The organism is Pseudomonas sp. Sample_11 (assembly GCF_004307505.1).
Classification (GTDB): Bacteria; Pseudomonadota; Gammaproteobacteria; order Pseudomonadales; family Pseudomonadaceae; genus Aquipseudomonas; species Aquipseudomonas atacamensis.
Map to the genome: position 1 here is coordinate 34,929 of NZ_RCOD01000024.1, position 20,232 is coordinate 55,160.

Consider the following 20,232-nt stretch of genomic DNA (forward strand, 5'->3'; position numbering starts at 1 on the left):
GAATGCACTAGAGCGGTGCACAAACGGGGAGCTAGTATAGAGGCCATCACCGCGCAATGGCGACAGGCGAATCGGCTTTTAGGGTAAGTTTTTCCGATTATTTCTTGACCGTTAGTCGATTGACTTTGTCAGACTCTTTACCGGATGTAGGACGTTTGCCTTGAAAGGTCAGGCAATCGCCACCACATTCAGCACAATCCAGGTTTTTTCTTGCGCGACATCGGTCGTTTGCGGTCGTCCTCGTGGTGCTCCGCCTGACGCGGAACGCCGCGATTCCAGAGGTGTGTATGTCGGAATTCCAGCTAGTCACCCGCTTCGAGCCTGCCGGCGATCAACCGGAAGCCATTCGCCAGTTGGTTGAGGGCATTGACGCCGGGCTGGCGCACCAGACACTGCTCGGTGTGACCGGGTCGGGCAAGACCTTCAGCATTGCCAACGTCATCTCCCAGGTCCAGCGGCCGACGCTCGTACTGGCGCCGAACAAGACCCTGGCCGCGCAGTTGTACGGGGAGTTCAAGGCGTTCTTCCCCAACAACGCTGTTGAATACTTCGTTTCCTACTACGACTACTACCAGCCCGAAGCGTATGTGCCGTCGTCCGACACCTTCATCGAGAAGGACGCCTCGATCAACGACCACATCGAGCAGATGCGCCTGTCCGCAACCAAGGCCTTGCTGGAGCGCAAGGACGCGATCATCGTCACCACGGTCTCATGCATCTACGGTCTGGGCAGTCCGGAAACCTATTTGAAAATGGTCTTGCACGTTGATCGTGGCGACAAGCTCGATCAGCGCGCGCTGCTGCGGCGTCTGGCTGACCTGCAATACACCCGCAACGACATGGATTTTGCCCGGGCGACGTTCCGCGTGCGCGGTGATGTGATCGATATCTTCCCGGCGGAATCCGACCTCGAAGCGATCCGCATCGAGCTGTTCGATGACGAGGTCGAGAGCATTTCTGCCTTCGACCCACTGACCGGCGAAGTCATCCGCAAGATGCCGCGCTTCACTTTCTACCCGAAAAGTCACTACGTGACGCCTCGGGAAACCCTGCTCGACGCCATCGAAGGCATCAAGGTCGAATTGCAGGAGCGCCTCGAATACCTGCGCAGCAACAACAAACTGGTGGAAGCCCAGCGTCTGGAACAGCGCACCCGTTTCGACCTGGAGATGATCCTCGAACTGGGCTATTGCAACGGCATCGAAAACTACTCGCGCTACCTGTCCGGGCGTCCGGCCGGCGCGGCGCCACCCACCCTTTACGACTATCTGCCGGCCGACGCCTTGCTGGTGATCGACGAATCCCACGTCAGCGTGCCGCAGGTCGGCGCGATGTATAAGGGCGACCGCTCACGCAAGGAAACCCTCGTTGAGTACGGCTTCCGCTTGCCTTCGGCGCTGGACAACCGGCCCATGCGTTTCGACGAGTGGGAAGGGGTCAGCCCGCAGACCATTTTCGTCTCGGCAACGCCCGGCAACTACGAAGCCGAGCACGCCGGGCGCGTGGTTGAGCAGGTGGTGCGGCCGACTGGCCTGGTCGACCCGCAGGTTGAGGTGCGGCCGGCGCTGACCCAGGTCGATGACTTGCTCTCGGAAATCACCAAGCGTGTGGCGATCGAAGAACGTGTGCTGGTCACCACGCTGACCAAGCGCATGGCCGAAGACCTGACCGATTACCTCGCCGACCACGGCGTGCGCGTGCGCTATCTGCACTCGGACATCGACACCGTCGAGCGCGTCGAGATCATCCGCGATTTGCGCCTCGGCGTGTTCGATGTGCTGGTCGGGATCAACCTGCTGCGTGAAGGCCTCGACATGCCGGAAGTGTCGCTGGTGGCGATTCTCGATGCCGACAAGGAAGGCTTCCTGCGTTCCGAGCGCTCGCTGATCCAGACCATCGGTCGCGCGGCGCGTAACCTCAATGGCCGGGCGATTCTCTACGCTGATCGCATGACCGGTTCGATGGAGCGGGCGATTGGTGAGACCGAGCGCCGTCGCGAGAAGCAGATCGCCTTCAACCTTGAGAACGGCATTACCCCGAAAGGTGTGATCAAGGACGTCGCCGACATCATGGAAGGCGCCACCGTGCCGGGTTCGCGCAGCAAGAAGCGCAAAGGCATGGCCAAGGCCGCCGAAGAGAACGCCAAGTACGAAGCCGAGCTGCGCTCGCCAAGCGAAATCACCAAACGCATCCGCGCGCTGGAAGAGAAGATGTACCAACTGGCGCGGGATCTGGAGTTTGAAGCGGCGGCGCAGATGCGTGACGAGGTTGCCAAACTGCGCGAACGATTACTTACGGTATAAGGGATCGTTCCCTGTGGGAGCGAGCCTGCTCGCGAATGGCGGCGACTCGGTATAAGCGAGTCCCGGTCTCCGGCTTAAATACCCTGCCCGCTGGAGCGGGGCGGGTGTCGCCTGTTACCATTCGCCGCTTGATTGTTCTGCTCTTCATTTTTCGAGACAAGCCATGACCACCGTCCGCACTCGCATCGCGCCATCGCCTACCGGGGACCCCCACGTAGGTACCGCTTACATCGCATTGTTCAACTACTGCTTTGCCAAGCAGCACGGCGGTGAGTTCATCCTGCGCATTGAAGACACCGATCAGTTGCGTTCGACCCGCGAGTCCGAACAGCAGATCTTCGACGCCCTGCGCTGGCTCGGTATCGACTGGAGCGAAGGCCCGGATGTCGGCGGCCCGCACGGCCCTTATCGGCAGAGCGAGCGCGGCGATATCTACCAGAAGTACTGCCAGCAACTGGTCGACATGGGCCATGCGTTCCCGTGCTTCTGCACCGCTGAAGAACTCGATCAAATGCGCGCCGAGCAAATGGCTCGCGGCGAAACTCCGCGCTACGACGGCCGCGCACTGCTGCTGTCGAAGGAAGAAGTCGCGGCGCGCCTGGCCGCTGGCGAACCGCACGTGATCCGCATGAAAGTGCCGAGCGAAGGCGTCTGCGTGGTGCCGGACATGCTGCGTGGCGACGTCGAGATCCCGTGGGATCGCATGGACATGCAAGTGCTGATGAAGACCGACGGCCTGCCGACGTACTTCCTCGCCAACGTGGTCGACGATCACCTGATGGGCATCACCCACGTGCTGCGTGGCGAAGAGTGGCTGCCATCGGCACCGAAACTGATCTTGCTCTACGAATACTTCGGCTGGGAACAACCAGAGCTGTGCTACATGCCGCTGCTGCGCAACCCGGACAAGAGCAAGCTGTCCAAGCGCAAGAACCCGACCTCGGTGACGTTCTACGAGCGCATGGGCTTCATGCCGGAAGCGATGCTCAACTACCTCGGGCGCATGGGCTGGTCGATGCCGGACGAGCGCGAGAAGTTCTCGCTGCAGGAAATGGTCGACAACTTCGACCTCAAGCGAGTGTCCCTCGGCGGGCCGATCTTCGACATCGAGAAGCTGTCGTGGCTCAACGGCCAGTGGCTGCGCGATCTGCCGGTGGAAGAGTTTGCCGCCCGCGTGCAAAAGTGGGCGTTCAATTCCGAATACATGATGAAGATCGCGCCGCACGTGCAGGGCCGGGTTGAAACGTTCAGCCAGGTTGCACCGCTGGCGGGATTCTTCTTTGCTGGCGGCGTGAATCCGGATGCCAAGCTGTTCGAGTCGAAAAAGCTCTCCGGCGATCAGGTTCGCCAGTTGATGCAGTTGATCCTGTGGAAACTGGAAAGTCTGCGGCAGTGGGAGAAGGACAGCATCACCGCGACGATTCAGGCGGTGGTCGAATCCCTCGAGCTGAAACTGCGCGATGCGATGCCGTTGATGTTTGCTGCGATCACCGGGCAGGCGAGTTCGGTGTCGGTGCTCGATGCGATGGAAATCCTCGGCCCGGATCTCACCCGTTTCCGCTTGCGCCAGGCGATTGACCTGCTGGGCGGCGTGTCGAAGAAAGAAAACAAGGAGTGGGAAAAGCTCTTGGGCGCCATCGCCTGATTGCTTTTGCTTCTTTGCAGGACTGCCGAAGGCTGCGATCTTTTGATCCTGCCTTCGGCGTTTCTCCCGAATTTACGGGGGAGGGCGGTAAGTGATTGTTATCCCGGCAAAAAATTTTGAAATTTTTCAAAAATAAGTTTGACAGGCTTTCGATACGCCCTTAAGATTCGCCCCGTCCTCAGCGATGAGGGGCTATAGCTCAGCTGGGAGAGCGCTTGCATGGCATGCAAGAGGTCGACGGTTCGATCCCGTCTAGCTCCACCAATTTACACTTCGAGGTCTGGCCACACCGGCCTTGAAGCGATCAACACTCAGCGTTGATCAGTTGTATAGAAGGGTTTGCGTCCCCTTCGTCTAGTGGCCTAGGACACCGCCCTTTCACGGCGGTAACAGGGGTTCGAGTCCCCTAGGGGACGCCAGTTTTACAGAAGTGATGTTGCAAGAGATCACTCCGCCGCGAGGCGAAAAATCCGGGGCTATAGCTCAGCTGGGAGAGCGCCTGCATGGCATGCAGGAGGTCAGCGGTTCGATCCCGCTTAGCTCCACCAATTTTACAGTTCAAGGTCTGGCCACACCGGCCTTGAATCGATCAGCTCTCAGCACTGATCAGTTGTATAGAAGGGTTTGTGTCCCCTTCGTCTAGTGGCCTAGGACACCGCCCTTTCACGGCGGTAACAGGGGTTCGAGTCCCCTAGGGGACGCCACGATTACCCGCTCTGCGGGATTTTATAAGGGTCATTCAATTATTGAATGGCCCTTTTGTTTGTCCGGCGTTTGGCCAACTCTCCTTTTTCCTTACACTGTGCTTCAGACCAGCGGTCATATTCATGACTTGCAGAATATTATTATGCGAATAATATTCTAGTCGTAATATTCGGAGGCAACGATGAACGATAAAAAAGCTCAAACCCGCGAACGCATCCTCAAGGCTGCCAGCGCCGCATTGATTCAGCGCGGCCCGGCTGACCCGAGCGTGGGCGAAGTGATGGGCGCAGCCGGCCTGACCGTCGGCGGCTTCTACGCCCACTTCGAAAGCAAGGACGCGATGATGCTCGAAGCGTTCAAGCAACTGCTGGGCCGGCGTCGCGACCTGATTGCCGACATGGACGCCGATCTGACCGGCGAAGAGCGTCGCGCTTTGGTGGCTGCGTTCTACCTGTCACGCAAACACCGGGATTCCAGCGAAGCCGCATGCCCGATTCCTGCCTCGATTGGCGAATTGGGGCGTTTGCCGGAGTCGTTCCGCATCGCGCTGAACGAGCATCTGGAGCTGATGGTCGCGCAACTGGCCGCCAGCCCTGAAGACACCGACAAGGCTTTGGCCGATGTCGCGTTGATGGTCGGTGGTCTGGCCTTGGCCAGGGCGCTGGGTCCGGGAGAGTTATCCGATCGATTGCTGCGCGCCGCCAAGTCGGCGGTGCGTTGACCTGAAGGCAACAAGCCTGAGGAGAGTGCGATGAACGCGTTGAAGTGGGTTCGTGGCGTTAACGGTACCTTGGGCTGGTTTGCACCGAAGCTGGTGGCAAGCAAAATGCGTCTGGCATTCATGACGCCCCGCGCGCTACCGCTGCGGGATTGGGAGCTGCCGCTGTTGGCCAGCTCCGAACGCATCACGTTGCGCTTCGGCCTGTCGGCGCTGCGCTGGGGCCAAGGCCCGACAGTGTTGCTGATGCATGGTTGGGAAGGGCGGCCAACGCAGTTCGCCTCGCTGATCAATGCTCTGGTCGATGCCGGCTATACCGTCGTCGCGCTCGACGGTCCGGCTCACGGTCGCTCCCCTGGGCGCGAAGCCAATGTAGTGCTGTTCGCCCGCGCCATGCTTGAAGCGGCTGCCGAATTGCCGCCGCTGCAAGCGGTTATCGGCCATTCCATGGGCGGCGCCAGCGCGATGCTCGCCGTGCAATTGGGTCTGCGCACCGAAACCCTGGTCAGCATCGCCGCACCGTCGCGGATTCTCGGCGTGCTGCGCGGTTTTGCGCGAATGGTTGGCATGCCGCCGCGCGCGCGTTCGGCGTTTATCCGCCAGGTCGAGCAGGACGTCGGCATGCGCGCCGCGACGCTCGACGTGGCTCACTATCAACTGGATATGCCCGGTTTGATCGTGCATGCCGAGGACGACAATTTTGTCTCGGTCAAAGAATCGCAATTGATTCACGAAGCCTGGTTCGACAGCCGTCTACTGCGCCTGGAAAGCGGCGGCCATCAACGGGTACTGGCCGACCCTCGAGTGATTGATGGTGTGTTATCACTGCTTGCCGGTCGCAGCCTTCAGGCGCGCCAATCGGCCTGAGCTCCGTTACACTGCCCCGGTTGAATACTTTGACCGGGAGTGGGGCATGGGCTGGGATCGGGCAACGCCGTTTACCATTGATCTGCAAGTAGGCGCCGAAGACATCGACGGGCTCGGGCACGCCAATAACGCCGTTTACGTGACCTGGCTCGAGCGCTGCGCCTGGCGCCATTCGCAGCGCCTCGGCCTGGACCTGGTCGAATACCGGCGGCTGGATCGGGCGATGGCCGTTGTCCGCCATGAAATCGATTATCTGGCCGCAGCCTATGAAGGCGATGAACTGCAACTGGCGACCTGGATCGTCGACTGGGACCAGCGCTTGAAAATGACCCGGCATTTCCAGCTCAAACGCCCCAGCGACAACGCCACCCTGCTGCGCGCGCAGACCACGTTTGTGTGCATCGAACTGTCGACCGGCAAGCCCAAGCGCATGCCGGCGGAATTTATCGAAGGCTATGGCCCGGCGATCCTGACTCCAGCCTGACCCGGTCTGGTAGGAGCTGCCGAAGGCTGCGATCTTTTGATTTTGCTTTTTGCGAATCAAGATCAAGATCAAGATCAAAAGATCGCAGCCTTCGGCAGCTCCTACAAGGGTTCTGCGGTTTTGTGCGATATCCAGTAAACTGCCGCACGTTTTTCTTCAAGTAGTGTTTCCCCATGCAAATTGCTCTGGCGCCCATGGAAGGGTTGGTCGACGACATCCTGCGCGACGTGCTGACCCGCGTTGGCGGCATCGACTGGTGCGTGACCGAATTCATTCGGGTCAACGACCAGTTGCTCACCCCGGCGTACTTCCACAAGTTCGGCCCCGAGCTGCTCAACGGTGCTCGCACCGCGTCCGGCGTGCCGCTGCGCGTGCAGTTGCTCGGTTCCGATCCGGTGTGCCTGGCGGAAAACGCTGCGCTGGCCTGCGAACTCGGTTCTGAAGTGATCGACCTCAACTTCGGCTGCCCGGCCAAGACCGTCAACAAATCCCGCGGCGGCGCCGTGCTGCTCAAGGAGCCGGAGCTGCTCAACCAGATCGTCGAACATGTCCGTCGCGCCGTACCGGCGCACATCCCGGTCACCGCGAAAATGCGCCTGGGTTTCGACAGTCCTGACGGCTCGCTGGTCTGCGCCACGGCGCTGGCCGAAGGCGGGGCAGAGCACATCGTCGTACATGCGCGGACGAAAATGGACGGCTACAAACCGCCGGCTCATTGGGAGTGGATCCCGCGCGTGCAGGACGTGGTCAAGGTGCCGGTGTTCGCCAACGGCGATATCTGGAGCGTCGAAGACTGGCGCCGTTGCCGCGAAATCAGTGGTGTCGAAGACATCATGCTCGGTCGGGGTCTGGTCTCCCGCCCGGATCTCGCTCGGCAGATCGCTGCGGCGCGCGCTGGCGAAGAGGTCGTCGAGATGACCTGGGCCGAGCTGATGCCGCTGATTCAGGACTTCTGGCTGCAGGCCAAAGCGCAGATGACCGCCCGGCAATCGCCCGGTCGCCTCAAGCAATGGCTGGCCATGCTGACACGGAACTACCCGGAAGCCGCCGAGCTTTTCACCGTTCTGCGCCGTGAAACCGAGCCGGATCAAGTCTCGCGTCTGCTCGGATTGCCGCTCGTCGAAGCCGCATAAAAAATCTCAAAATAATCTCTTGAAATCAAAACAGCGGTCCCTATCTAAGGGTTACGCGATGCCGAATTCGGGTCGCGGAGACACAAAACCTTGCTGATTGTTTTCAGGAGATTTGAATCATGAGTACTGCATTTTCTCTCGCGCCACTGTTCCGTTCCTCGGTAGGTTTTGACCGTTTCAACGACCTGTTCGAAACCGCCCTGCGCAACGAGCCAGGCAGCAGCTACCCACCTTACAACGTCGAAAAACACGGTGATGACCAATACCGTATCGTCGTTGCGGCCGCCGGTTTCCAGGAAGAAGACCTGGACCTGCAAGTCGAGAAGGGTGTGCTGACCATCAGTGGCGGCAAGCGTGACACTGACGAGAGCGTCACGTTCTTGCATCAAGGCATCGCCCAGCGAGCCTTCAAGCTGTCGTTCCGTCTGGCCGATCACATCGAGATCAAGGACGCTGCCCTGCGCAACGGCCTGCTGAGCATCGACCTGCTCCGTGTGATCCCGGAAGAAGCGAAAGCCAAGCGCATCCCGATCAATGGAGCGCAGCAGCCGGCGTTGCAGCATTGATTCATGTGCTGACACACAATCGCCCGAACCGGCGATAAGCCGCTGAACGAAAGGCCCCGATACGTCGGGGCCTTTTTTGTGCGCGCAGTCAAAGCGATGCAGGGTTTGCCGCTGTCGTCGGGGCTCTTTACAATCGGCGCAGTTTTGCCGGCCCCCATTTCCCAGCGGTCGGCCTGGAGCCTTTTTTCATGGACGAGATTCAACAGCGCTGGCTGTGCGCGTTGTCCGCACCAATGGCCGCGCTCAACACCGGCGCCGGGTATGACGACCCGGCGTTCTGCAACGATCGTTACATCAACCTCAAGGAAAGTTGGGGTATCGATGATCGGCAACAGTTGTTCGACATGCTCGGATGGATGACCGACGACGGCCATGCCAAACACCTCAGTGCGGCCTATCTGGCGTGGCAGCGATGCCTGCCGAGTGAATGGCAGTCGTTGCTCAATGAGCTGAGCCCGCGCGAGCGCGTCCTGCATGAATTTGCCAGCCGTACCTTCGGCAGCTGTGGTCCCGGCGGCATCTTGTCCTGGGATTACGGCCGGATGGGCTTTCTGTTGCGCTGCGCCGTACGTAATCAATGGATCGATCTGGCCGAGAGCAACTGGTTGCACAGTCGTCTGGCGTTGAGGGCGCAGTTTCATTACGGCAGCTGGATGGCTTACTTCAACGGCTTTCTGGTGGGACGAACCTTTTGGTGCTGCATGAGTAAAAGCGATGATGAACTGGCGGTCGAGATGAGTCGTGAGGGCACCAGCGCTTTCAACACCAGGATTGCCCGAGGTCTTGCGCAAAACATTCCACACTTTCTCGCTGATCTGCCTTGGCACATGGATATTGATCCGCCGTCTCGTCCGGCATCGCTTGGGGAGTTCGACTGGTCATGAGTTGCTGGATTCGACTGGGCATTGAACCGACTACTGACGAAACCCTGATTCGCAGCGCCTATCGCGCCCGTTTGCCGGCGCACCATCCGGAAACCGATCCGGAAGGTTTTCAAGCGCTACGCATGGCCTACGAGAGTGCCCTGCGTCTGGCCCGTGAAGAGGAGGAAGAGGCTGGAGACGAGATCGACGCTGCACAAGCCAATGTCGTTCGGGCGCCTCAAGCTTTCCTGGATTTCTGTGCGCTGCTTGATGATCCCGCGCGACGATTCAATCACACGGCGTGGCAGGCATTCGTCCGGACGCTGGATGAATTGTCACTGGAGGTTTTAGATGACCTCAACTGGGGCTTGTACCACCGACTGTCCGGCGCCGGTCCGTTGTCCTACCGTTGTGCGAATCTGTTGGCGCAGCGCATGGCCTGGGACCAGCAATTGCTCGATCTGGCATTCGACGATGCGCAAGCGGTAGAAGGCTTTTTGCAGCGCATCAAGACGCCCGACCCGTTCGACACGGATCTGATGAGCGCCTGGTCAGAGCCGGCACAAACCGAGTCGCTGTGGTATGCCCGTAGCCTCGATTTCATCTTTACTCAGCGTCCGCTTCACGAGTTCGCCGAGTTCGCCAGTCGGCACACGTGCTTGCCGTTGCCCAACGATGCCGCGTACCTCAAGCGGTTGCTGGTGCAGTTCACCCAAGCGGGGATGGGCGCGCCGACGTTCCTGCAATGCTGTGCCGAACAGCACGATGCGGCGCCGGATAACGTCGACTGGCTGTACCTGCTGGCGTGTCAGTACAGTCTGTTGGGGCACGACGATCAAGCGTTTCCATGCTGGATTCGGCTCTGGAGCGAACATCGCCATCCCGCGGCAGAGAGTCGCTTGCTGGAGCTGTGTGCCAAGCGTCAGCCGACCTTTCTGCCGTTGCTGATTCAGGCGTTCGATCGTCTGGAGGACTGCGCCGTTTGGCCGGACGAACTGGGTGCTGAGTGCCAAGTGTATGGCAGTCCGTCACAACGGCCCGAGACCTTGACCCGTTGGTTGGGTGTCGGACGGCTCAAGCTTGATGCACTGGCGCAAAGCTTTGTTGATTGGCGCATGGCGGGCGACGAGTTGCCATTGCTCGCGCAGTTGATCGGCGAAAACCACGACAGCCGTTTGCTGCGTCTGTACCGGCACGCCTGGGCGCTGCATCGTGGTGATTCGGCCTTGTTGCAGCAGATTGTCGACGAACCGCTGCCGGTGGACGCGCTGGAATGCCTGGTTTTGAGCGGCCTGAAGTATCAGGCCAGGCAACATCTGCATTGGCTGGCCAAGGCGCCTGTTGCGCAGGCCATGAGCGCTTTCACTGACTCGCAAACACTTTCACCGCAATTGCCGCTCGCGTTGTCCGAAGGTGCGCTGCACAAGGTTTGTCGTCTGTGGTTGCAGCGCTTACGGCCCTATAGCGACACGGCGCTTGCACGCATTGCCGACGCGTTCGAGCTGAGTGCGGTCAAAGACGGCAATGACCTCTCGGAGCTTGATCTCATGCTCCAGTTGAGTCGGCGCGCGACAGGTTTGCCGCCGATCGGGTTGAGAGCGGCCATCTGGGATTGGCACGCTCAAACCGTGTTTTTTCTGGCATTGCTGGAACAACCCGAGCGCTGGTTGCAATTGATTGATGCGCAGTGTCTGGAGCGTTTGCCGTTCAATCCTGCGCATCCTTTGAGCCGACTGCAGCCGCTATTGCGGCGCTTGCTGCGTGAGCAGGGCAATGGCGCCGGTTTGCTGGGTTGGCTGCAGGGTGACGATCCTGTGCACGGTTTGCTGGTGCAACAGTTGTTCAGTGTCGAGCAGGCTCTCGACAGCGCCAGGCTGCCCGCCAATACCCTGCTTTACACCTGCGTCGAAAGTGACCGTGCGGCGTGCGGCGATGACCTGCTGGGCTTGTTGATGTTCTGGGGCGTGCTCTACCACGATCCAAGCCTGAGCGCCGAGCAGCACCGGGCGTTGTTGCAGTCGATTGAAGCGGTCAGTTGCGAGGATGACTGGTTCGAAGGCTTTCGCGACGGTCTGATCAAGGGCGAACCGGTGTGGCCACCGCGCAAGGTGTTGACGGATTTCGGTGTCGACAAACTATTGGCCTATGAGGCGCTGGATGCGCTCAAAAGCTTGATTCGCTACGGCGCTGCCGGAGTGCCGAAAACGCGAGTATTGCGGCAGCTGCAGCAGGGTAAGGATGACGTGCAGAACAGCGTCGGTTTGCGCTTGGCACTGTGCGCGTTGCTGTCGTGGTCGGAGCGGTTGCTGTTAGCCAACAGTGATGTCCAGCCAGTACCAGCGAAAGCGTTCTGGCGCCTCGGATCACGGCTGGGGCGCAGGGCTTTTATCGCTCAGGTCCTGGGATGCGTAGTGGTAACCCCAATAGCCGGGCTGATAACGGGCACGACGATTGGCGGGATGGTCATCTTTTTGCTTGGCGTGCTGCTGTTGTTCGCGGCAGTTGTACGGCGGTTGCACGATATGGGCCGGGGCATACCGACACTGCTGATATTTCTTGGATTGTCGTCGTTTCTGCCATTCCTGCCGCTGGTGTTGTTCGGCTTTCCGGGAGACAAACTGCCTAACCGCTATGGCGTGCCGCCGGACAGTGGGGCAGATATGTTGTCCGGCGGGTTGCAGGCTGCTTTACGGCAACTGAACGGTTAAAGACGCATCTGATCCAGCGCATCATTCAGCGCTGAGCGGTGGCTGGCGATTTCGCTGGCTTGCTGGCCGGCAAGCACGGTGTTGAAGGTGTCCATCCACTCGGCAATGCGCGCACGCTCGTCGCCCAGAGTTTGCATCCATGCTCGCTCCAGTCGTGCGAGCAGGGTGCGGTTGGGCAGGGCGTCGCGAGGGTGGACTTTGAGCGTCGCGAGCCGGGCATGGCTGTCTCTGCGCGCCTGTTCATCCAGTCCGGTCGGGCTACGGTCGATGCTGTGGCCGTAACGTTCGCCGGTTTCCAGAAGCGTGACGTCTACTTCCAGCAGGCCGTTGATGTCATAACTGAAACGCACATCGAGGCTCTGCAGCTGCTCACTAGGGGTGAACTGGATGTCGAAAGAATCGATGAAAATATTGTCGCGTACCCACGGGCGTTCCCCTTGATACACCGCGACACGGATTTCAGTCTGTTGCGCAAACGTCGTCGAGTAACGCTGCACCCGTGACGTTGGAATCACCGTGTTACGTTCGATGATCGGCGAGAACGCGCCACTGACGCCTTCGCCACGATTGGTCGAAATCCCCAGCGTATACGGACAGACATCGGTCAGAATCAACTCCTCGACCGCACCGTCCCGCGCCTTGCATGCCGCCTGTGTCGCTGCGCCCAGAGCCACGATGGTGTCCGGATCAAGATGCCGATAAGGCAGGCGTCCAAACAACGTGGCGACCATTTGCTGTACCGCCGGCATGCGCGTGGCGCCACCGACCAGCACCAGGCTGTCGAGGTCGCGCGGTTTCAGTCGGGCATCGCGCAGAGCCTGTTCGATTGGCGCGCGCAAGCGGGCCAGCAACGGCTCCCAGATTTTCACCGCAGCGGCTTCATCCAGTTCCCATTCGAATGTCTGCTCGGCATGCCGCCAGCTCAAGTGCTGCGCGCCTTCGCCGAGTTTGCATTTCAGCTGTTCCAGGGCATCACCGAGGCTGGCCATGGCTTGTGCATCGATCGTTGAGGGTGTGAGTTGCCAGTGTTTCAGGCAGGCCTGCAACAGGGCGGCGGTGAAGTCTTCGCCGCCGAGAAAGTTGTCGCCAGTGGAGGCATGCACTTCAATCAGCGGCAATGCGTATTCGAGCACGGTGACGTCGAATGTGCCGCCGCCGAGATCGAAAATCAGCGTGCGTTCGAACTTCTGTTCGTGCAGGCCGTACGCCATGGCGGCCGCGGTCGGTTCATTGATCAGGCGCGTCACGGACAGCCCGGCCAGTTCGGCGGCGAACAAGGTACGCTTGCGCTGCTCGTCACTGAAATATGCCGGTACGGAAATGACCGCTTCTGTGACCGCTTGGCCGAGAAAGGCCTCCGCGTCCTGCTTGAGTGAGCCAAGTACCAGCGCCGACAACTCTTCCGGGCTGAACTGGCGAGAGCCGAGCTGGATTTGCCTGTCGCTGCCCATGAAACGCTTGAACGCGGCGGCAGTGCGTTCCGGGTGCGTGGTCAGGCGGGCGCGGGCGGCTTTGCCGACCAGAATCGTGTCGTCTTCATCAAGGCTGACCACCGACGGTGTCAGCACATCGCCGAGGGCGTTGCGGATCAGTTCGGCGCGGCCTTCACGCCAGACGGCGATCAGACTGTTGGTGGTGCCAAGGTCGATGCCCAGCAGGGCCGGGCGGGGAAGGGATGCATCCTGCATGGTTGATCTCGAAGCGGCGCAAAAAACGCGACCCTACAGGCTGACGCAAACCGTGGCAATTGTTGCTCTGTTGCCAGTCTGTGCGACCGCCGATTCAGGGCAGCAGTTTTTTCAGATCCTCCAACCCCACCGGCCGGCTGTGCAGATAACCCTGATACAAATGGCATTCCAGGCCCTGCAAAAACGCCAGCTGTGCTGGCGTCTCCACGCCCTCGGCAATGACCTCCAGCTCAAGGCTGCGCGCCATCGCGACAATCGCGCGAATGATCTCGGCAACATTGGAATCGGTGGTCGCATCGCGGATGAACGACTGGTCGATCTTCAGGGTGTCTACCGGCAGACGCTTCAAATACGTCAGCGACGAATAGCCGGTGCCGAAATCGTCCATGGCGAAGCTCACGCCGAGCTTTTTCAGCCGGCGCATTTTGCTGATGGTGTCTTCCAGATTCTGGATGACGATGCCTTCGGTGATTTCCAGTTTCAGCAGCGAGCAGGGCAGGCCGTGGCTGGTCATGCTGTGTTCGATGCGTTCGACGAAATCGTTCTGGCGGAACTGCCGGGGGCTGATGTTCACGCACAGGCTGAAGTTGAGCGGGTCGACCAGTTTCAACGCGATCAGTTGTTTGAAGGCGTTGCAGGCTTCATCGAGGATCCACGTGCCGACTTCGAGAATCAGGCCGCTGTCTTCCAGTACCTTGATGAACTCGGTGGGCGATTGCGCACCAAGTTCGGGATGGTTCCAGCGCACCAGGGCTTCGGCGCCGATGATGCGGTTGTCGCGGGCATCGACTTGCGGCTGGAAGTGCACGTTGAACTCGCCGCGCGACAGCGCCAGGCGCAGGTCGGTCTCCATGCGCAGGCGTTCGCTGGCCGCTTTCTGCATGGTGTTGTGATACATCTGCGTGGTGTTGCGCCCGGAATCCTTGGCCCGGTACAGGGCGATGTCGGCGCGTTTGAGCAGGTCGGTCGGGGTCGAGCCGTGATCGGGAATCAGCGCGACGCCAATGCTCGGCGTCACTTGCAGGCGCTGGCCATCGAGGAACATCGGCTCCGAGAGCAGTTCACGAATGGTGTCGGCCAGCGCGCGCACTTGTTCGCTGACTTCACTGCGCGAACCTTCGAGGCCGCTGAGCAACACCACGAACTCATCGCCACCGAGGCGCGCCACCGTGTCTTCCATGCGCACGCTGGCTTCGAGCCGCGCGGTGATGATTTTCAGCACGGTGTCGCCGACCGGGTGACCGAGGGAATCGTTGATGTGCTTGAAGTGATCGAGGTCGAGAAACAGCAAGGCGCCACGCAGATTGTGGCGCTTGAGCAGGGCGATCTGCTGACTCAGGCGATCCATCAGCAGGGCGCGGTTGGGCAGGTTGGTCAGCGGGTCGTGATAGGCCAGGTGACGAATCTGCGCTTCGGCGTTCTTCAACAGGCTGACGTCGCGCGCGGTCAGCAGCAGGCATGCGGTTTCATTGAGGGTGATCGGCTCGACCGAGACTTCCACCGTGAGCAATTCGCCGCGCTTGTTGCGCCCGAGCATTTCCTGATGATGCACGCGGCCCTTGATCTGCAACTCGGCGAGTAAGGTCGAGCGCTGTTTCTCTTCGGCCCAGATCCCCACCTGATAAACGGTTTTGCCCACCACTTCGTCGGCGCGGTAGCCGGTGAGGCGACAGAAGCCATCGTTGACCTCAAGATAACGCCCGGTGTCGCGCTCGGTGATGGTGATGGCGTCGGGGCTGGAATGGAACGCCTTGGCGAATTTTTCTTCGCTGGCCTTCAGCGCTGCTTCCGAGCGTTGTTGCTGGGTGATGTCGCGCAGGGTGGTGACGATGCACGGCTGATCGCCGACGCTGATCTGCCGGCTGGAAATCACGCAGGTCAGCGACTGGCCGTCCTTGTGCTGGACGAGAATGGCCACGTTGCTCAGGCCTTGTTCGCGAATCACCCGTTCGATGCGTTGCAGACTTTTCGCCGAGGCGTCCCACAGGCCGATTTCCTCGGCGGTGTGGCCAATCACATCGGCGGCGCTCCAGCCAAAGGTCTGGCTGAAGCTGGAATTGATCTCGATGAACTCCCCGGTTTCCTGGCGCGTGACGCAGATCGGATCGGGGCTGACCTGAAACAGCGTGGCGAATTTCTCTTCCGAGGCCACCAGACGCTGTTCGCGCTCGACCTGATCGGTAATGTCCAGCAGCGTGCCGGCCATTCGCAGCGGTGCGCCGTTGTCGTCGCGATAGAGACGCGCGCGGCTTTCCAGATAGCGCGAGCTGCCGTCGGGCAATTGCACCCGATAGGTCAGTTGATAATTGCCGGCGGGGCCTTCGCGCAGGCTGCGGTAGGCGTCGCGCATGCTGTCGCGTTCCTCGCCCGGCACGCCTTCGAAAAACTCCTCGAATGATTCATGGAATGGAATCGGCTCCAGCCCGTGCAATTGCGCAGCGCGCGCCGAGCCGTAAAGCATGCCGCTGGGGATGTGCCAGTCCCAGGTGCCGAGTTGCGCCGAATCCAGCGCCAGGTCGAGGCGTTCCTGGCTGTCCTTCAAGGCCAGTTCGGCGGCTTTGCGTTCGGTGGTGTCGAGGAAGGTGCTGAGCAGATAGGGCTGGCCTTCGAGCTCGACCTTCTGCGCGCTGAGGATGCCGTCGTGCACCTGGCCATTGCTGGCGCGGAACTGCACTTCCATGCTGATCAGCTCGCCCTTGGCTTTGGTTTTCTTCACCAGTTCGGCGCGTTGCTCGGGATGCACCCACAAGCCCAGTTCCAGGGTGGTGCGGCCGATTGCGCTTTGCACCGGCCAGCCGAACAGGCTTTCGAAATACTGGTTGGCCTCGCTGATCAGACCGTCATCCTGGCGGGTCAGCAAAACCATGTTCGGGCATAGGTGGAAAAGTGTCGCGAAACGTTTCTCCGAGCTGCTCAGGGCCTGCTCGCGCTGGCGTTGGTGGGTGATTTCGCGAATCACCCCGATCATTCGGGGCCGGCCGTTCTTGTCCGGCAGCAGGCTGCCGCTGATCTCCAGCCAGTGCAGGCTGCCGTCGGGCCAGCGGATGCGGTGATGCATCGCCTGCTCCAGAGGGGCGCCGGCGATCACCGCGTGGAAAGCACGCACGGTTTTCGCGCGGTCTTCCGGCGGCAACAGGTCGAGGTATTCCAAATCGGCGGGCAACGGCTGCCGTGGATCGAAACCGAACAACGCCTGGGTGCCCCGCGACCAGCTGATCTGCCCGCGCTCGATGTCCCAATACCAGGCACCGAGCCGCGCGCCGTTGAGCGCGGCGAGCAATTGCGGCGCGCTTTCCCAGCTCTGCTCGGAATGGCGCGGATCGACGGCCTGGATTCGCGGCATCGGCGGAGTTCGGTCAACAGATTTCGGCATTGTCAGCGGGCCTTGAGCTGAGTGGCGTTAGGCACAGGAGCGGCGCTATAGGAGTAGCACAAGTCAGGCCGGGATCCCTGGCCGATCGATTTGTGCATCCAGCAGGGCCATGAAGGCTCTTGCTGCATTCGATAGCGTCCGTTCGGTGTGCAAGATATAGCCTAGCTGGCGAGTGAGCTGTATGCCCGGCAATGCGATGCTTGCCACTTGTTCGTCGAGCATGGTGCGCGGCAGCACGCTCCAGGCCAGGCCAATGGAGACCATCATCTTGATGGTTTCCAGGTAGTTGGTGCTCATGGCGATGTTCGGCGTCAGGCCCTGGGCTTCGAACAAACGCTGGACGATGTGGTGGGTAAAGGTGTTGCCGCCGGGGAAAACCGCGGGGTGGCCGGCGATGTCCGCCAGACTGACGGCACCGTTGTTGATCAGCGAATGCTCCGGGGCGACGACGAAATCCAGCGGGTCGTCCCACACCGGCGTGGCTTTGACCAAGGTATGCGGCTCTGGCGCGAGGGTGATGACCGCCAATTCTGCGCGGCCGTGGAGAATTTCCTCGTAGGCCACTTCCGAATCAAGAAACTGAATATCCAGCGCAACCTGTGGGTAGCGGCGGGTGAACTCCCTTAATAGAGGCGGCAAGCGGTGCAGGCCGATGTGGTGACTGGTGGCCAGCGTCAGGCGGCCGCTGACTTCACCGGTCAGGTTGGTCAGGGCGCGGCGGGTGTCGTCGAGCACGTTGAGGATCTGATAAGCCCGTGGCAGCAGGGCGCGACCGGCCTCCGTCAGGCCGACTTCACGGCCCAAGCGGTCGAACAGGCGCACCTTCAATTGCTGCTCAAGACCGGCGATGCGCTTGCTGATCGCCGGTTGGGTCAGATGAAGGCGTTCGCCAGCGCCGGAGAAGCTGCCGGTCTCGGCGATGGCAATAAAAGCGTTGAGGTTAGCCAAGTCCATGTCGCATTCCAGTTGGTTATCCAAAGCATAAAAAATATGAATTTGAGTTATTTAATCTAACCCCATAGGATCGGCCTCACAAGCCAAAGGGTTATTGATAAGCCCAGGGCATAGAAACAAGCTGATGAGGAACCGTCTGATGGCCGGCAAAACGCTCTACGACAAGCTCTGGGATTCGCATTTGGTCAAGCAGCGCGACGATGGCTCGGCGCTGATCTACATCGATCGTCACATCATCCACGAAGTGACTTCGCCGCAAGCTTTCGAAGGCTTGCGTCTGGCCGGGCGCAAGCCTTGGCGCATCGATGCCAACATTGCGACCCCGGACCACAACGTACCGACCACCCCGGAGCGCAAGGGCGGCATCGAAGCCATTGCCGATCAGGTTTCGCGTTTGCAAGTGCAGACCCTCGACGACAATTGTGATGAATACGGCATCGTCGAGTTCAAGATGAACGACGTGCGTCAGGGCATCGTTCACGTCATCAGTCCGGAGCAGGGCGCGACCTTGCCGGGCATGACCGTGGTCTGCGGTGACTCGCACACCTCGACCCACGGCGCATTCGGTGCGTTGGCCCACGGCATCGGCACATCCGAGGTCGAGCACGTGCTCGCCACGCAGTGCCTGGTGGCCAAGAAAATGAAAAACATGCTGGTGCGCGTCGAAGGCCAATTGCCGTTCGGCGTGACCGCCAAGGACATCGTCCTTGCGGTGATCGGCAAGATCGGCACCGCCGGCGGTAACGGCCACGCCATCGAATTTGCCGGCAGCGCGATCCGCGATCTGTCCGTTGAAGGCCGCATGACCATCTGCAACATGTCCATCGAAGCCGGCGCCCGCGTCGGCCTGGTGGCGGCGGATCAGAAGACCATCGACTACGTCAAAGGTCGTCCATTCGCGCCGAAAGGCGAGCAGTGGGGCATGGCCGTCGAAGCCTGGAAAGACCTGGTTTCCGATGCCGATGCCAAATTCGACACCGTGGTCGAGCTCGACGCCGCGCAAATCAAGCCGCAAGTCAGCTGGGGCACATCGCCTGAGATGGTTTTGGCTGTTGATCAGAACGTGCCGGACCCGGCCAAGGAAATGGATCTGGTCAAGCGCGACTCGATCGTCCGCGCCTTGAAATACATGGGTTTGACCGCCAATCAGGCGATCACCGACATTCAGCTTGATCGCGTATTCATCGGTTCCTGCACCAACTCGCGCATCGAAGACTTGCGCGCCGCTGCGGTGATCGCCAAGGGCCGCAAGGTGGCCTCGACCATCAAGCAGGCGATCGTCGTGCCGGGCTCGGGTCTGGTCAAGGCGCAGGCGGAAGCTGAAGGGCTCGACAAGATTTTCCTCGAGGCCGGTTTCGAATGGCGCGAGCCGGGTTGCTCGATGTGTCTGGCGATGAACCCGGACCGTTTGGAGTCCGGCGAGCATTGCGCGTCGACGTCCAACCGTAATTTCGAAGGCCGTCAGGGCGCCGGTGGCCGTACCCACCTGGTCAGCCCGGCCATGGCGGCGGCGGCAGCAGTGAACGGCCGTTTCATTGACGTTCGTGAATTGATCCAAGGAGCACAGTAAAGATGAAGGCATTTACTCAGCACACTGGTCTTGTTGCGCCTCTGGATCGTGCCAACGTCGACACCGATCAGATCATTCCCAAGCAGTTCTTGAAGTCGATCAAGCGCACCGGTTTCGGTCCGAACCTGTTCGACGAGTGGCGTTATCTGGATGTCGGTCAGCCGTACCAGGACAACTCCAAGCGCCCGTTGAACAAGGATTTCGTCCTCAACGCCGAGCGTTATCAGGGTGCCAGCGTATTGCTCGCCCGCGAGAACTTCGGCTGCGGATCGAGCCGTGAACACGCGCCGTGGGCGCTGGAAGAGTACGGTTTCCGCAGCATCATCGCGCCGAGTTACGCCGACATCTTCTTCAACAACAGTTTCAAGAACGGCCTGCTGCCGATCATCCTCAGCGATGCAGAAGTTGATGAACTGTTTAAGCAGGTTGAAGCCGAGCCGGGTTATCAATTGCAGATCGACTTGCAAGCGCAGACCGTGACCCGCCCGGATGGCAAGGTCTACAGCTTCGAGATCGACGCGTTCCGCAAGCACTGCCTGCTCAACGGTCTGGACGATATCGGCCTGACCTTGCAGGACGGCGATGCGATTGCGACGTTCGAGGCCAAGCATCGGGTTAGTCAGCCGTGGTTGTTTCGCGACGTGTGATTCGAAAT

Annotated in this window: 14 protein-coding genes and 4 tRNA genes; 15 read left to right on the forward strand and 3 right to left on the reverse strand. The window is 60.3% G+C overall.

What is annotated here, in order from left to right:
• The first annotated feature begins 287 nt into the window (after positions 1–287).
• From uvrB to D8U60_RS05305, 13 genes are all read left to right on the forward strand, one after another.
• The gene (gene uvrB / locus D8U60_RS05245; protein WP_130899640.1) at positions 288–2,303 is read left to right on the forward strand and encodes an excinuclease ABC subunit UvrB; all 2,016 of its coding nucleotides are present in this window, start codon (positions 288–290) and stop codon (positions 2,301–2,303) included.
• 163 nt (positions 2,304–2,466) lie between these two features.
• Complete coding sequence (gene gltX / locus D8U60_RS05250) at positions 2,467–3,948, forward strand: glutamate--tRNA ligase (RefSeq protein WP_016773920.1); 1,482 nt, start codon at positions 2,467–2,469, stop codon at positions 3,946–3,948.
• Positions 3,949–4,136: 188 nt separating this feature from the next.
• Positions 4,137–4,212, forward strand: a tRNA-Ala gene (locus D8U60_RS05255).
• A gap of 79 nt (positions 4,213–4,291) precedes the next feature.
• Positions 4,292–4,367: transfer RNA gene (locus D8U60_RS05260), tRNA-Glu, on the forward strand.
• A 53-nt stretch (positions 4,368–4,420) separates the two neighbouring features.
• A tRNA-Ala gene (locus D8U60_RS05265) sits at positions 4,421–4,496 on the forward strand.
• An 80-nt stretch (positions 4,497–4,576) separates the two neighbouring features.
• Positions 4,577–4,652: transfer RNA gene (locus tag D8U60_RS05270), tRNA-Glu, on the forward strand.
• A 182-nt stretch (positions 4,653–4,834) separates the two neighbouring features.
• Positions 4,835–5,374 carry a TetR/AcrR family transcriptional regulator gene (locus D8U60_RS05275; protein WP_016773921.1) on the forward strand — a complete coding sequence of 180 codons (540 nt, stop codon included), beginning with the start codon at positions 4,835–4,837 and terminating at the stop codon, positions 5,372–5,374.
• A gap of 30 nt (positions 5,375–5,404) precedes the next feature.
• Positions 5,405–6,238, forward strand: a complete 834-nt coding sequence (locus tag D8U60_RS05280) for an alpha/beta fold hydrolase (protein ID WP_016773922.1) — start codon at positions 5,405–5,407, stop codon at positions 6,236–6,238.
• 46 nt (positions 6,239–6,284) lie between these two features.
• The gene (locus D8U60_RS05285; RefSeq protein ID WP_122610307.1) at positions 6,285–6,722 is read left to right on the forward strand and encodes a thioesterase family protein; all 438 of its coding nucleotides are present in this window, start codon (positions 6,285–6,287) and stop codon (positions 6,720–6,722) included.
• Between the two features lie 173 nt (positions 6,723–6,895).
• Entirely contained in the window at positions 6,896–7,855 is a 960-nt protein-coding gene (locus D8U60_RS05290; protein WP_016773924.1) for a tRNA-dihydrouridine synthase, read from the forward strand.
• Between the two features lie 119 nt (positions 7,856–7,974).
• Positions 7,975–8,421: an Hsp20 family protein gene (locus tag D8U60_RS05295; RefSeq protein WP_016773925.1), complete on the forward strand. Its 447-nt coding sequence runs from the start codon at positions 7,975–7,977 to the stop codon at positions 8,419–8,421.
• Positions 8,422–8,609: 188 nt separating this feature from the next.
• A complete protein-coding gene (locus D8U60_RS05300) occupies positions 8,610–9,305 on the forward strand; it encodes a DUF1266 domain-containing protein (protein WP_016773926.1) in 696 nt (231 codons plus the stop codon).
• Entirely contained in the window at positions 9,302–11,992 is a 2,691-nt protein-coding gene (locus tag D8U60_RS05305; RefSeq protein WP_130899641.1) for a DUF805 domain-containing protein, read from the forward strand. The genes D8U60_RS05300 and D8U60_RS05305 overlap by 4 nt, the downstream gene beginning before the upstream one ends.
• On the opposite strand, the gene D8U60_RS05310 is transcribed toward D8U60_RS05305, so the two are convergent.
• From D8U60_RS05310 to D8U60_RS05320, 3 genes are all read right to left on the reverse strand, one after another.
• Complete coding sequence (locus D8U60_RS05310) at positions 11,989–13,680, reverse strand: molecular chaperone HscC (RefSeq protein ID WP_110598740.1); 1,692 nt, start codon at positions 13,678–13,680, stop codon at positions 11,989–11,991. The genes D8U60_RS05305 and D8U60_RS05310 overlap by 4 nt on opposite strands.
• 94 nt (positions 13,681–13,774) lie before the next feature.
• Positions 13,775–17,053: a PAS domain S-box protein gene (locus tag D8U60_RS05315; RefSeq protein WP_024012383.1), complete on the reverse strand. Its 3,279-nt coding sequence runs from the start codon at positions 17,051–17,053 to the stop codon at positions 13,775–13,777.
• Positions 17,054–17,116: 63 nt separating this feature from the next.
• Entirely contained in the window at positions 17,117–18,007 is an 891-nt protein-coding gene (locus D8U60_RS05320) for a LysR family transcriptional regulator (RefSeq protein WP_024012384.1), read from the reverse strand.
• A 139-nt stretch (positions 18,008–18,146) separates the two neighbouring features.
• On the opposite strand from D8U60_RS05320, the gene leuC reads away from it, so the two are divergent.
• Both leuC and leuD read left to right on the forward strand, forming a co-directional pair.
• Positions 18,147–19,577, forward strand: a complete 1,431-nt coding sequence (gene leuC, locus D8U60_RS05325) for a 3-isopropylmalate dehydratase large subunit (RefSeq protein WP_064363917.1) — start codon at positions 18,147–18,149, stop codon at positions 19,575–19,577.
• Positions 19,578–19,579: 2 nt separating this feature from the next.
• Positions 19,580–20,224: a 3-isopropylmalate dehydratase small subunit gene (leuD, locus tag D8U60_RS05330; RefSeq protein ID WP_056784378.1), complete on the forward strand. Its 645-nt coding sequence runs from the start codon at positions 19,580–19,582 to the stop codon at positions 20,222–20,224.
• The last annotated feature ends 8 nt before the right edge of the window (positions 20,225–20,232 follow it).